Here is a 13400-nt window from a genome sequence, read left to right as displayed (position 1 = left end):
GGTGCTCCTGCGGGATGAGCGGGGCTGCAGGCGGCCGTATGTCCCAGGACCGCCCCGTCGCAAGCAGGCTATGCCTTTGTGAACGCGTGCACAAAGATGGTGTCCGTTTTGTCCGTGCAAAGTGACCGGGGTCACGCACACCGGGCACTCGATCCCGGAACCTCGGACCGCGCGGGCTCGTTGAAAACCCGAAGGGGGCAAAACCGTACACACTCCTCACGACCACGCCCCCGAGACCGCCCAAATCGCCCATGATGGTAGCTGTCTTTCGGTCAGCCACCCAGCTCCTTGCGCAGCCTCCCCGCGTCCACGCGCCAGAAGGTGTGCTGCTCACCGTCGACCAGGACGACCGGGATCTGCTCCCAGTACGCCCGGTTCAGCGCCTCGTCCTGCGTGATGTCCTTCTCCTCCCAGGGCACCCCGAGCTCCCCGCACACCTCGCTGATCACTTCCCGCGCGTCGTCACAGAGGTGACAGCCGGGCTTGCCGACCAGCGTGACCAACCGCTCGCCGGGCTTCCTCTTAGTACGTCGCAGCAAGGGACTCATCCCGCCATTGTGGCCCCGTACGGCCATGCCCCCTTCGCCCGTGTAACACCGGCGTCCCCGAGAGTTCACGCCACCGCATCCCGGCGTGTCGGGAAGTACCGAACAAACTGGCTATGCTCACGACATGGCCGCACTGGGATGGCTCAGCCCCCGTAGGCGCTCCGCGACTGCCCGGAGCGTGCTGGCGGGAGAGGCAGCAGCCGAGGCAGCACGCAAAACCTCGCAGGAGCAGAACCAGCTGGACCAGCTGGAACGGCAGGACCGCCGGGAGGACGAGGACGGCGGGCAGCGGGAGCCGGAGTTCCCGGTCGTCGGAGACGAGCGGGCCGCCGCCTTCTTCGACCTCGACAACACCGTGATGCAGGGCGCCGCGATATTCCACTTCGGCCGCGGCCTCTACAAGCGGAAGTTCTTCCAGCGCCAGGAGCTGGCCCGCTTCGCCTGGCAGCAGGCGTGGTTCCGGCTGGCCGGCGTCGAGGACCCGGAGCACATGCAGGACGCCCGCGACAGCGCGCTGTCCATCGTGAAGGGCCACCGCGTCTCCGAGCTGATGTCCATCGGCGAGGAGATCTACGACGAGTACATGGCCGAGCGCATCTGGCCCGGCACCCGCGCCCTCGCCGAGGCGCACCTCGACGCGGGCCAGAAGGTCTGGCTGGTCACGGCCGCCCCGGTGGAGACCGCGACGATCATCGCCCGACGCCTGGGCCTGACCGGCGCGCTGGGCACGGTCGCCGAGTCCGTCGACGGCGTGTACACCGGCAAGCTGGTGGGCGAGCCGCTGCACGGGCCCGCCAAGGCCGAGGCGGTCCGCGCCCTGGCCGCGGCCGAGGGCCTCGACCTGGCCCGCTGCGCGGCGTACAGCGATTCGCACAACGACATCCCTATGCTCTCGCTCGTCGGACACCCGTACGCGATCAACCCCGACACCAAGCTCCGCAAACACGCCCGCGCCCGCGAGTGGCGCCTGCGCGACTACCGGACCGGCCGCAAGGCCGCCAAGGTCGGCATCCCGGCGGCCGCCGGGCTCGGCGCCATCGCCGGCGGCACGGCGGCCGCGATGGCGCTGCACCGCCGCCGCCACTGAGGCCACAACTCGAACATCAGCCACACACAGGGGCACGCGTAAGGCACGCGGGGCCCCTTCAGGCAATCCTGGGCTCCTACCCGTGCCGGGCTCCCGCCAGTCCCGTTGCTCCCACTCGGGCACAACAGATCCCGGATTCAAGCAGAAGACGAAGTAATCCGATCAATAACCGGTCACAATCCGTGTCCGGATCCGCCGCATAGATGTAACAGAAGCGACGGAATCGATGATTTGAGCAACTGGGTGTAGCACTGCCTGTACGAAGCGTTATTCTCCTCAGACGCATACCGGACCCCACTCACCAGCACGACGAGTGACCGGTCCCGCACTGAACGTGTTGGAAGCTCTGCCTCTGGGAGTCCCGTGTACCCACATGTCGGGGTTGACGCCTCGGGCCTGGCTACGCTGCGCGCAACGGTCGTCGACCGCTTGCGCGGCTTCGTCCCCACCGCGTACGCCGTCCCCGCCCTTGCCACCCCTGCTGCACTTGTCGGCCCCTGCTATGCCCTGGCCGACGGCGGTGCGGCAGTCGGCAGACGCAGCCGCGGCGCCGGCTCGGCCACCGGTACGTCCACCGCCCGCCGGCCCAGCGCCGACAGCGACAGCGCCCGCATGATGGACCTCGTCGAACGCGCTCAGGCCGGCGAGGCCGATGCATTCGGCCGCCTCTACGACCAGTACAGCGACACGGTCTACCGCTACATCTACTACCGCGTCGGCGGAAAGGCGACCGCGGAAGACCTCACAAGCGAGACGTTCCTGCGCGCCCTGCGCCGCATCTCCACCTTCACCTGGCAGGGCCGGGACTTCGGCGCCTGGCTGGTCACTATCGCCCGCAACCTGGTCGCCGACCACTTCAAATCGAGCCGGTTCCGTCTCGAAGTGACCACCGGCGAAATGCTCGACGCCAACGAGGTCGAGCGCAGCCCTGAGGACTCCGTCCTCGAATCCCTCTCCAACGCGGCACTCCTGGAAGCGGTCCGCAAGCTCAACCCGCAGCAGCAGGAGTGTGTGACCCTGCGCTTCCTCCAGGGCCTCTCGGTCGCCGAGACCGCCCGCGTAATGGGCAAGAACGAGGGCGCGATCAAGACCCTCCAGTACCGGGCCGTCAGGACACTGGCCCGGCTCCTTCCCGACGATGCCCGCTGACCGGCCGACCACAACTCACAGTCCGTGACGCCTTCATGACACTGTGGTCGGATCATCTTTCGCGCGTAACCCAAGTGCCGACGCGCTCGTTGTGCGGGATGCAGGCTCCCTGCGGTCACGCCATGTCCGCAGCCACTCACTCAATCGTGTGGATGTGCTCAAGGCGTGCAACCTTCCGGACCCCCAGGGGAGTCGATCGTCATGACGAGAGGAGGTGCCGCCAGTGATCGCGAACGTATCGGCACACCGGCGGGCGAACGCCTTCGCCCAGGCCCTGGAGGCTCAGACGCCCCAGGGCACGGCGGCAGATCAGCCCGAAGAAACGGCCGAAGGGCCAGAGTCCACAAGACTCCTGGCCCTGGCGAACGGTCTCGGCGAGCTGCCGTCACCGGAGTTGGACCCCGAGGTCAAAATCGTCCAGCGGGCGCAGCTCATCGCCGCCATGGAAGCAATGGTCGCCGAGGGCGGTGCGTCCGCGGGCCCTACGGTGCCCGAGCAACGGACGGACGGCCGTGGCGCCCATCGGGCATCTCCGCTCCGGAAGCTGCGCCCGCGCTCCCGCTGGTCGAAGGGCATCGCCGCGGGCGGACTCACCGTCGGTGTGGCAGCAGGAGCCTTCAGCGGCGTGGCCGCTGCAAGTTCCGACGCGCTGCCGGGTGATTCGCTGTACGGGCTGAAGCGCGGCATGGAAGACGTCAAACGCGGCATGGCCGACGACGACGCCGACCGTGGCGAGCTCTACCTCGACCAGGCGTCCACCCGCCTCCACGAGGCACGCCGCCTCATGGAACGCGGCCGCGAGTCCGAGCTCGACCACGAACAGCTGGGCGAGGTCAGGCGCACCCTGAGGGGAATGACGCACGACGCCGGCGAGGGCCACCGCCTTCTCCACCAGGCCTACGAACGAGACGGCTCGATGGGCCCGATCCAGGCCCTGTCGTCGTTCGCCAAGGCGCACCGCGAGGCCTGGAGCAGCCTCCGCGGCCGGCTGCCCGTCCAACTGACCGACGTCGGCAACCAGGTGAGCTCGGTCTTCGACGCCATAGACCAAGAGGTGGCCCCGCTGCAGTCGCTGCTCCCCCGCCCACCGGAGTCCGGCCGCAGCACCACGGACCGCCCCGGCTCCACCCAGGACCGTACGGGCGGCACATCGGGCACGAACCGCCCCGCCCCCTCCACGACAACGTCCTCCGGCGGCCGTACGGGCGGCGACAGCAAGCCCCGCCCGTCCGCACCCCACAGCTCCAAGGACGACGGCCTCCTGAACGGCGGCGCAGGCGACCTGCTGAACCCGCCGTCGCACGAGGCGCACCCGTCGGCCCCTTCCTCCGACCACAACCCCCTGAATCCCCAGACTCCCGACGTCACACTCCCGCCGCTGCTGCCCGGAATCATCCCGGGCCTGAACGTGGACGGAACGGAAGCGCAGTAACACCGCACGCAGTACGCACCACAGTGGGCCCGCTCTCCCCGGAGACCGGGCCCACACCCTTGCCGGACGTGTCAGATCGCCGACGTGTCAGACCGTCAGAAGAACGCCCTCAGAAGAACACGGACCGCCGCTGCACCAGCAGCTTGGCCCCTTCCTCCGGCCACCCTCGCACCGCTCGGCCCCAGGGGCCTCGCGGGCTTCGGCCGACTGCGACGGACTCCGTCCGTCGGGCCCCACCGCCCCCGCTTCCCCGGCCCGGCTTCGTCAGAAGAACACGGACCGCCGCTGCACCAGCAGCTTGTAGAGCGTGTGCTGGATCTGCTCCCGCACCTGATCCGTCAGGTTGAACATCAGCATCGGGTCCTCCGCCGCCTCCGCCGGATACCCATCCGTAGGAATCGGCTCCCCGAACTGAATCGTCCACTTCGTCGGCAGCGGCACCGCCCCCAACGGCCCCAGCCAAGGGAACGTAGGCGTGATCGGGAAGTACGGAATCCCCAGCACCCGCGCCAGCGTCTTCGCGTTGCCGATCATCGGGTAGATCTCCTCCGCCCCCACGATCGAGCACGGCACAATCGGTGCCCCCGCCCGCAGCGCGGTGGAAACGAACCCGCCACGCCCGAACCGCTGCAGCTTGTACCGCTCGCCGAACGGCTTCCCGATCCCCTTGAAGCCCTCCGGCATCACACCGACGAGCTCACCCCGCCCCAGTAGCTCCTCCGCGTCCTCCGCACACGCCAGCGTGTGCCCCGCCTTCCTGGCCAGCTCGTTCACCACCGGCAGCATGAACACCAGGTCAGCGGCGAGCAGCCGAAGATGCCGGCCCGCCGGATGGCTGTCGTGGACCGCGGCCTGGAGCATGAGCCCGTCCAGCGGCAGCGTCCCCGAGTGGTTGGCGACGATGAGCGCCCCGCCCTCCGACGGGATGTTCTCGATGCCTTTGACCTCCACCCGGAAGTACTTCTCGTACAGGGGCCTGATCAGCGACATCAGGACCTTGTCGGTGAGCTCCTCGTCGTACCCGAACTCGTCGACCTCGTAGTCCCCGGTGAGCCGCCGCCGCAAGAACGCGAGCCCGCCCGCGATCCGCCGGTCCCACCCGCCGCCCGTACGCGCCGCACTCACACCCTCCCGGACCTTCGCCCCCTCCGGCGCCGACCCCGCCTCCGCCGGCACGGCAACGTCCGGCTCCTCCGACTGCTGCTCCGGTACGGGCGCCAGCGGGCTCCCCTTGCGTCCCGGAGGCCGTTTCCCCTTGGGCTCCTTGGCGGGGCCGGCCGCGTCCTTGGACTTGGGCCTGGCCCGCCTCGTCCTCGGATCATCACCGAAGGGAATGACCTTCGCATCGGCCATGTCAGGTGCGCTCCTTGCTGACGAAAGTGGAGAGCCGGTCGACGGTACGGGCAATACCCTCGGGCGGCAGCAGGCCCGCGCCCCGGCTGCGCGCGAAGTCCTCGAACGTCTCCGCAGTCGTGCACTTCGGCTCAAAACCCAGGGTCTCGCGCATCTGGGAGGTCCTGACGACCCGTCCGTGCGTGAGCAGCCGAATCTGCTCCGGCGAGAAATCCGTCACCCCGACGGTCCGCAACGCGGTCCCGACCCAGGTCACAGCGGGCAGCAGCACCGGCACGGTCGGCCGTCCGAGCCGCCGCGAGCACTGCGAAAGCAGTAGGACGCCGTCACCCGCGATGTTGAAGGTCCCGCTGTTCATCGTGGAGCGCCGGGGATCGTGCGCGGCGATGCGCAGGACGTCGATGACGTCGTCCTCGTGCACGAACTGCAGCCGCGGGTCGTACCCGAAGACCGTCGGCAGCACCGGCAGCGAGAAGTACTCGGCGAGCGGAGAATCAGCGCTGGGCCCGAGGATGTTCGCGAAACGCAGCACGCACACCGCCACATCGGGCCGCCGGCGCGCGAAGCCCCGTACATACCCCTCGACCTCCACCGCGTCCTTCGCGAAGCCGCCGCTGGGCAGTGACTTGGGCGTCGTGGTCTCGGTGAAGACCGCGGGATCGCGAGGCGCCGACCCGTACACACTCGTACTGGACTTGCCCACGAGCCGCTTCACGGTCGGCGACTTCTGGCACGCACCGAGCAGCTGCATGGTGCCGATGACGTTGGTCTCCTTGACCGACGCACGGCTGCCACCGGTCCCCAGCGGCGTACCCGTGACATCCATGTGCACGACGGTGTCGACACGGTGCTCGGCCAGGACACGCGCGATGGCCGGCTGGCGGATGTCCGCCTGGACGAAGTCTGCGCCACCGAGGTGATGCTCGGGCGGAACCGCATCGACGGCGACCACCCGGTCCACGTCGGGATCACGCTGGACGCGCCGTACGAACCGGCCTCCCAGTTGCCGGGCCACACCTGTGACGAGCACGACCTTGCCCAAGATCAGCGCCTTCCCTCGGACACCCCTTAGCGCCACCGTAGCGGTTGGATGTTGCGCTGTGATGACCGCACGGCACCCGAAGTGACAGCAGACACAAACGGAGCCACCCGAACGCACCGCAGCCCTCCCACCATGACGGTGGAAGGGCTGCGATTTCACGTACAGCTGCCGCTTACTTCTTGTTACGACGCTGAACGCGGGTGCGCTTGAGCAGCTTGCGGTGCTTCTTCTTGGCCATCCGCTTGCGCCGCTTCTTGATAACAGAGCCCACGACTACCCTCGCTCACTTCTCTTCACTCGGTGCGGGGCGTCTGGGCCCACACGACCTACGAGGGCCTAGCCTACCCGCCACCGAGAGAGGGACGTAATCCGAGGCCGCCGTCAGGCCGATTCCACCCCCACATAGGACTCACGGAGGTAGTCGTGAACCGCTTGCTCCGGAACCCGGAATGACCTGCCCACCCGGATCGCCGGCAGATGACCGCTGTGCACCAAGCGGTACACGGTCATCTTCGACACTCGCATGACCGTGGCGACTTCCGCCACGGTCAGGAACACGACCTCATTGAGAGGCCTCTGCTCTGCAGCCATGACCCACCTGCACCTTCCGCCCACAACGCCCACCGGCTTCCCCTCCGGTGACTCTTCGTCGCGGTGCGCTCACTCACCAGACTAGGGGCGGGTGATACGAGTGGGGAAGAGGAGCTACCATCCGCCGCCTACCGTGACAGACACGCTCGATTGAGTACATAGCGAGTAAGCGGGCGGTAGTAATCAGACCGCACGGCGTCATCAAGCGGAACGGCGACGGACACCCGCCCCTCAGCCTCACCGACGAACAGCGCGGGATCATCGGTATCGGCCAGTCCAATGGCCTCAAACCCCAACTGACCTGCACCGCAGACCCACCCGTGGTCCCCGACGACCAGCCCGGGCAGCGCCCCTTCCCCCTCCCGCAGGGCCGCCAGTGCGACCCGAACAGGGAGGGGAGAATGGCTATGTGCGCCGGTCACACTCGCGGCACCTCGCGCGCCGGGTTCGCGCACCAGCGCGACGCCTCGTACGTAGTCGAGGTTGTACGTGCGTACGCCGAACCGGGTCGTTATGTCGACACATCGCCCCTGCGCGGGTGTGAGGACAAGGCACCCCGCCGCCGACAAGGCGTCTGCGAGACCGGCGTAGAACCCGAGCAAACGGTGCGGATGCCCGGTCCCGAACAACACCGGCACCCGCCGCGCGGCGGCATCGGCCAGCCGCCCCGCGAACGCATCGAGCCCGGCCAGCGTCCGCTCGGGATCGATCACATCAGCCCCGGACACACATTGCGGATCACCAGAGACCCCACACTTGTCAGCCATAAGCGCCATCACATCGCGCGCCCCCCAGGCCTGTTCGGGATCGAGCCCGAGCAGAACGCGCGGATCCCGCGCCGCGAAGAGCCGGTAGCTCCGCAGGCTCTGCTCCCGGGAGGTGGCCACGGGCCCGGCCAACCGCGCCGCCAACAGATGCGCCCGAAGCGCGCCGGTACTCAACACCCTCCAGATGCTCCCGCACCCCCACCCACCCCGCACCAAAACCCCAAGGACGCCCCACAGTTGGCGTAACCCCACCCGATCAGCACCCCACCCTGCGACGCGTAGCAGCAGCACACGCGAAGCGCCCGTACGTCGGGGCCTGAGGCTCGAAGTACGACGCGAAGCACCCCTCCCCGGAGGCCTGGGCGCGGCGTACAGCGTGAATGCGCCCCCACCTCCAGGGCCTGGGTTCGGCGAGCGCGAAGCTGCCCCATCCAGGGGGCCACCTGGCCCTACGGCGCGAAGCCGCCGCACCCGGGGGGTGGGGGCGTCAGCCCACGTTGGCCCCCTCCGTGGGGCCTGGGGGCTTGCTCCCCCACGCGGCGGCAGCCGCAAAATGTCACAGCGGGAAGAATGGGGTCTCCCCTGCTCGAACGAAGTTGAGAGCTTGGGGAAGGGTAGGGGAAGCCCCGCGCAGCGGCCCCAACCGCACCGCCCCGCGCTCCCGCACCGCCCAGGCCGCTCGCCGCACCGCGCATCTGCACCGCTCAGACCCACGCCCCGCCCGCTCCCCCGAGCCAACGACCCGCACCCCACCCCTACGCCAACAACCCCCGCAGCGGGAACGCCGCCCGCCGAGCAGCCCGTACCGCCTGGTCGAGACGGTCCGCCGGGTCGTACCCCGACTCCCAGCCCTTCCACGCCGGCGTCCGCCCATCCGTCATCCGCGCCGGCCCCAACTGCCGCGTCCGCGCATACACCTCGTCCCGCCAAGACGCCGGAATCACCGACTCCGGCTCAATTGGCCGATGCGCGGCAATCCCCACCAGGTGCGTCCAAGACCGAGGTACGACGTCCACGACGGCATATCCCCCGCCCCCCAGCGCAACCCACAGCCCACCCTCCACATACTCATGGGCGAGCTCATGACACGCCGCCTGCACAGCCCGCTGCGCATCCAGCGAAACAGCCAGATGCGCCAGCGGATCCTCGAAATGCGTATCTGCCCCGTGTTGCGTAACCAGCACCTGCGGCCGAAAGTCCGCCAACAGCTCCGGCACAACCGCATGAAACGCCCGCAACCACCCCGCATCCCCCGTCCCCGCAGGCAGCGCCACATTCACCGCCCCGCCCTCCCCCGCACCCGCCGCGCCCGTCTCCTCCGGCCACCCGGTTCCCGGAAACAGCGTCTGCGGATGCTCATGGAGCGACACCGTCAGAACCCGCGGGTCCTCCCAGAACGCCGCCTGCACCCCGTCCCCGTGATGCACATCCACGTCCACATACGCGACCCGCTCCGCCCCCAGCTCCAGCAGCCGCGCGATCGCCAACGCCGGGTCGTTGTAAATACAGAACCCGGCCGCACTCCCCGGCATCGCATGGTGCAGCCCGCCCGCGAAGTTCACCGCATGGGCCGCCTCGCCCCGCCAGACCGCCTCCGCCGCCCCCACCGACTGCCCGGCGATCAGCGCAGAAGCCTCATGCATCCCGGCAAACGCAGGGTCATCAACCGTCCCCAGCCCATACGCCTGATCCGCAGCCCGCGGATCCGCCGAAGCCGCCCGCACCGCCGCCACGTACTCCTCACGGTGCACAAGCCGCAGCGTCGAGTCCCCCGCGGCCGGCGCGGCGACCACATCAACCGCCCGGTCGAGCCCGTACGCCCGGATCAGCCCCATGGTCAGGTCGAGTCTGACGGGATCCATCGGATGACTCGCCCCGAAGTCGTATCCGGTTACCGCGTCATCCCACATCAACAGTGCGCGCCCGCTCATGCCCGCCACCGTATCGGTCGGCATCCGCCGAGAACGACCGGGCGTACACAAGCGTCACCAAGACCAGACCCATCGGTACGAGCATCGCCCCCCGATAGCTCCAGGCCTCCCCGAGCGCCCCCACCAAGGGCGCTCCGACCAGGAACCCCACGTAATTGAAGACATTGAGCCGAGCAATAGCCGCATTGCCACGCGTCCCCGGGAACAATCGCCCCGCCGCCGCAAAGGTCTGAGGCACGATCACACAAAGCCCGAAACCGAGCATCGTGAACCCGAGCATCCCCACCCCGACCCCCGGCGCCACTGCCACCACACCAAACCCACCAGCAGCAAGAAGCGTCCCGCACCGCACAACACCCACCGCCCCGAAGCGCCGCACGCCAAGGTCCCCGACGGCCCGCCCCACCAGCGTTGTGACCATGTAAATGTTGTACGGAAGGGTCGCCGTCTGCTCCGACGACCCGAGCACGTCCTCCAGATACTTGGCGCTCCAGTTCGAAACAGTCGAGTCCCCGATATACGCAAACGTCATCACCAGACACAACGGCAACAGCAGCCTGAACCCACCCCGGGCCGCCCGCTCCTCTACCCCAACATCCCCAGCGACCCCAGTCCCACCATCGACATACCACCGACTACCGACGAACACGCCCGGCAACAACACCCCCACCACCGGCAGATACGAGACCACCAGCGCCAGATCCCAGTGCGCCCCGACCCAAGCGAACGAGGCCCCCGCGATCCCGCCGAGGCTGTACGCCGCATGAAACGCGATCATGATGCTGCGCCCGTACGCCCGCTGAAGACTGACGCCCAGCATGTTCATGGACGCATCCAGCGCACCCACCGAAAGCCCGAACGCCCCCAGCGCCACGGCTACTTGCCACATCTCGCTGCCGGCCCCGACCCCGAGCAGCGCCAGCAGCACCACCGGCTGGGACCACCTCAGGACCGCGCTGGGCCTGACCCGCTTCACCAGCTGCTCGGTCCCAAAACTGCCCACGCCCGCCAGAATCGGCACCGCGGCCAGGAAGACCGGAAGCAATGCGTCGGATATCCCGTACCGGTCCTGAATGGCAGGCAGCCGAGTCACCAGAAGCGCAAAAGCCACGCCCTGCGCGAAGAAGCTCAACCCCAAGGAAGCCCTGCCGTGCCGCAGGCGCGCGTCTGTCATGGCCGCACAGCGTAGGCGCGTCACCTACCCATGGGTAGGTAGATCACGCAAGCAATCCTGGCAGCTGCCCCATGTCGGAGAAGTACCCGGTCGCCCCGGGGAGCCGGTCGACAGGCATCATCGACGTGAAGGCGTACACATCCATCCCGACCGCCCTGGCCGCCTCGATCCCCAGCGGACTGTCCTCCAGGACGACACACCTCTCCGCCGGTACGCCCATTTGATCCGCGGCGTAGAGATAGAGGTCCGGCGCCGGCTTCCCCCGCCCGACGTCCTGCGAGCTGAAGATCCAGCTGTCCTCGAACCACTCGTCGAGCCCAGTCGCCCGGTGCCCGACCCGGATCCGCTCATGACTCCCGGACGACGCGACACAGTACGCAACCCCTTCCGCAACCAGCGTCCCCAGGAATTCCTCGACCCCGGGCACAGGCTTCAGGTCCCGCTCGAACGCGGCGAAGATGCGGGCATGCAGCGTGTCGTCGAAGTCCTCGGCGAGCCGCTGCCCGGTCCGCTCCAGTACGAGGTCGTGGATCCGGTGCACGGCACCACCCATGTAGTCGCGGAGAGAGTCCTCGTACGTGGTGGGGTGCCCGAGCTCGCTCAGGTAGCCGGCGAGGATGGAGTTGGAGATCGCCTCGCTGTCCACGAGGACGCCGTCGTTGTCGAAGATGATGAGGTCGTAGCGCATGACCCGTACCTTAAACGCAAAAAAGCCCCGGCCCCTGGACATAAGTCCAGGGGCCGGGGCATAAATATTTGTTCGGCGGCGTCCTACTCTCCCACAGGGTCCCCCCTGCAGTACCATCGGCGCTGAAAGGCTTAGCTTCCGGGTTCGGAATGTAACCGGGCGTTTCCCTAACGCTATGACCACCGAAACACTATGAAGTTAAACAAACCGGTGCCGTCACAGTTCGTTACTTCAGAACTAACACAGTGGACGCGAGCAACTGAGGACAAGCCCTCGGCCTATTAGTACCAGTCAGCTCCACCCGTTACCGGGCTTCCACATCTGGCCTATCAACCCAGTCGTCTACTGGGAGCCTTAACCCCTCAAAGGGGGTGGGAACACTCATCTCGAAGCAGGCTTCCCGCTTAGATGCTTTCAGCGGTTATCCTTTCCGAACGTAGCCAACCAGCCATGCCCTTGGCAGGACAACTGGCACACCAGAGGTTCGTCCGTCCCGGTCCTCTCGTACTAGGGACAGCCCTTCTCAATATTCCTACGCGCGCAGAGGATAGGGACCGAACTGTCTCACGACGTTCTAAACCCAGCTCGCGTACCGCTTTAATGGGCGAACAGCCCAACCCTTGGGACCGACTCCAGCCCCAGGATGCGACGAGCCGACATCGAGGTGCCAAACCATCCCGTCGATATGGACTCTTGGGGAAGATCAGCCTGTTATCCCCGGGGTACCTTTTATCCGTTGAGCGACAGCGCTTCCACAAGCCACTGCCGGATCACTAGTCCCGACTTTCGTCCCTGCTCGACCCGTCGGTCTCACAGTCAAGCTCCCTTGTGCACTTACACTCAACACCTGATTGCCAACCAGGCTGAGGGAACCTTTGGGCGCCTCCGTTACTCTTTAGGAGGCAACCGCCCCAGTTAAACTACCCATCAGACACTGTCCCTGATCCGGATCACGGACCGAGGTTAGACATCCAGCACGACCAGAGTGGTATTTCAAGATTGACTCCACACACACTGGCGTGCATGCTTCACAGTCTCCCACCTATCCTACACAAGCCGAACCGAACACCAATATCAAACTGTAGTAAAGGTCCCGGGGTCTTTCCGTCCTTCTGCGCGAAACGAGCATCTTTACTCGTAGTGCAATTTCACCGGGCCTATGGTTGAGACAGTCGAGAAGTCGTTACGCCATTCGTGCAGGTCGGAACTTACCCGACAAGGAATTTCGCTACCTTAGGATGGTTATAGTTACCACCGCCGTTTACTGGCGCTTAAGTTCTCAGCTTCGCACGCCCGAAAGCGCACTAACCGGTCCCCTTAACGTTCCAGCACCGGGCAGGCGTCAGTCCGTATACATCGCCTTACGGCTTCGCACGGACCTGTGTTTTTAGTAAACAGTCGCTTCTCGCTGGTCTCTGCGGCCACCCCCAGCTCACCGTGTAAAACGGATCACCAGTGATGGCCCCCCTTCTCCCGAAGTTACGGGGGCATTTTGCCGAGTTCCTTAACCATAGTTCACCCGAACGCCTCGGTATTCTCTACCTGACCACCTGAGTCGGTTTAGGGTACGGGCCGCCATGAAACTCGCTAGAGGCTTTTCTCGACAGCATAGGATCATCCACTTCACCACAATCGGCT

Annotated in this window: 12 protein-coding genes and 2 rRNA genes (1 of these 14 cut by a window edge); 3 read left to right on the top strand and 11 right to left on the bottom strand. The window is 66.9% G+C overall.

Features of this window, described 5'->3' with window-relative positions; translation table 11 throughout:
* Positions 1 to 272 precede the first annotated feature (272 nt).
* On the bottom strand, positions 273 to 548 hold the full coding sequence (locus PXH83_RS16945; protein WP_274561251.1) for a glutaredoxin family protein: 276 nt from the start codon (positions 546 to 548) through the stop codon (positions 273 to 275).
* A 124-nt stretch (positions 549 to 672) separates the two neighbouring features.
* Here PXH83_RS16945 and PXH83_RS16940 point away from each other — a divergent pair, with 124 nt between their 5' ends.
* From PXH83_RS16940 to PXH83_RS16930, 3 genes are all read left to right on the top strand, one after another.
* The gene (locus PXH83_RS16940; protein WP_274561249.1) at positions 673 to 1635 is read left to right on the top strand and encodes an HAD family hydrolase; all 963 of its coding nucleotides are present in this window, start codon (positions 673 to 675) and stop codon (positions 1633 to 1635) included.
* Between the two features lie 363 nt (positions 1636 to 1998).
* Positions 1999 to 2784 (top strand): ECF subfamily RNA polymerase sigma factor, BldN family, encoded by a 786-nt coding sequence (locus tag PXH83_RS16935; RefSeq protein WP_214920546.1) that lies wholly within the window; start codon positions 1999 to 2001, stop codon positions 2782 to 2784.
* Between the two features lie 223 nt (positions 2785 to 3007).
* Positions 3008 to 4216 carry a DUF5667 domain-containing protein gene (locus PXH83_RS16930; RefSeq protein WP_274561247.1) on the top strand — a complete coding sequence of 403 codons (1209 nt, stop codon included), beginning with the start codon at positions 3008 to 3010 and terminating at the stop codon, positions 4214 to 4216.
* Between the two features lie 264 nt (positions 4217 to 4480).
* Here PXH83_RS16930 and PXH83_RS16925 read toward each other — a convergent pair whose 3' ends face one another.
* The 10 genes from PXH83_RS16925 to PXH83_RS16880 form a co-directional block, all read right to left on the bottom strand.
* Positions 4481 to 5569: a lysophospholipid acyltransferase family protein gene (locus PXH83_RS16925; protein WP_274561244.1), complete on the bottom strand. Its 1089-nt coding sequence runs from the start codon at positions 5567 to 5569 to the stop codon at positions 4481 to 4483.
* A 1-nt stretch (position 5570) separates the two neighbouring features.
* A complete protein-coding gene (locus PXH83_RS16920) occupies positions 5571 to 6611 on the bottom strand; it encodes an NAD-dependent epimerase/dehydratase family protein (protein ID WP_274561242.1) in 1041 nt (346 codons plus the stop codon).
* Positions 6612 to 6783: 172 nt separating this feature from the next.
* Positions 6784 to 6882 carry a 30S ribosomal protein bS22 gene (locus PXH83_RS16915; protein ID WP_003948845.1) on the bottom strand — a complete coding sequence of 33 codons (99 nt, stop codon included), beginning with the start codon at positions 6880 to 6882 and terminating at the stop codon, positions 6784 to 6786.
* Positions 6883 to 6992: 110 nt separating this feature from the next.
* Complete coding sequence (locus PXH83_RS16910; protein WP_051831566.1) at positions 6993 to 7202, bottom strand: helix-turn-helix domain-containing protein; 210 nt, start codon at positions 7200 to 7202, stop codon at positions 6993 to 6995.
* Between the two features lie 128 nt (positions 7203 to 7330).
* Complete coding sequence (locus tag PXH83_RS16905; protein ID WP_274561234.1) at positions 7331 to 8146, bottom strand: phosphatase; 816 nt, start codon at positions 8144 to 8146, stop codon at positions 7331 to 7333.
* Positions 8147 to 8724: 578 nt separating this feature from the next.
* Positions 8725 to 9900, bottom strand: a complete 1176-nt coding sequence (locus tag PXH83_RS16900; RefSeq protein ID WP_274561232.1) for an acetoin utilization protein AcuC — start codon at positions 9898 to 9900, stop codon at positions 8725 to 8727.
* On the bottom strand, positions 9869 to 11074 hold the full coding sequence (locus PXH83_RS16895; protein WP_274561230.1) for an MFS transporter: 1206 nt from the start codon (positions 11072 to 11074) through the stop codon (positions 9869 to 9871). The genes PXH83_RS16900 and PXH83_RS16895 overlap by 32 nt, the downstream gene beginning before the upstream one ends.
* 43 nt (positions 11075 to 11117) lie before the next feature.
* Complete coding sequence (locus tag PXH83_RS16890) at positions 11118 to 11762, bottom strand: HAD family hydrolase (protein ID WP_274561227.1); 645 nt, start codon at positions 11760 to 11762, stop codon at positions 11118 to 11120.
* A gap of 70 nt (positions 11763 to 11832) precedes the next feature.
* A 5S ribosomal RNA gene (gene rrf / locus PXH83_RS16885) occupies positions 11833 to 11949 on the bottom strand.
* Between the two features lie 74 nt (positions 11950 to 12023).
* Positions 12024 to 13400: ribosomal RNA gene (locus PXH83_RS16880) — 23S ribosomal RNA — on the bottom strand; it runs 1764 nt beyond the window's last position.

This window comes from Streptomyces spiramyceticus (genome assembly GCF_028807635.1).
Lineage (GTDB): Bacteria > Actinomycetota > Actinomycetes > Streptomycetales > Streptomycetaceae > Streptomyces > Streptomyces spiramyceticus.
This window is presented reverse-complemented; position numbering and strand designations above follow the sequence as displayed.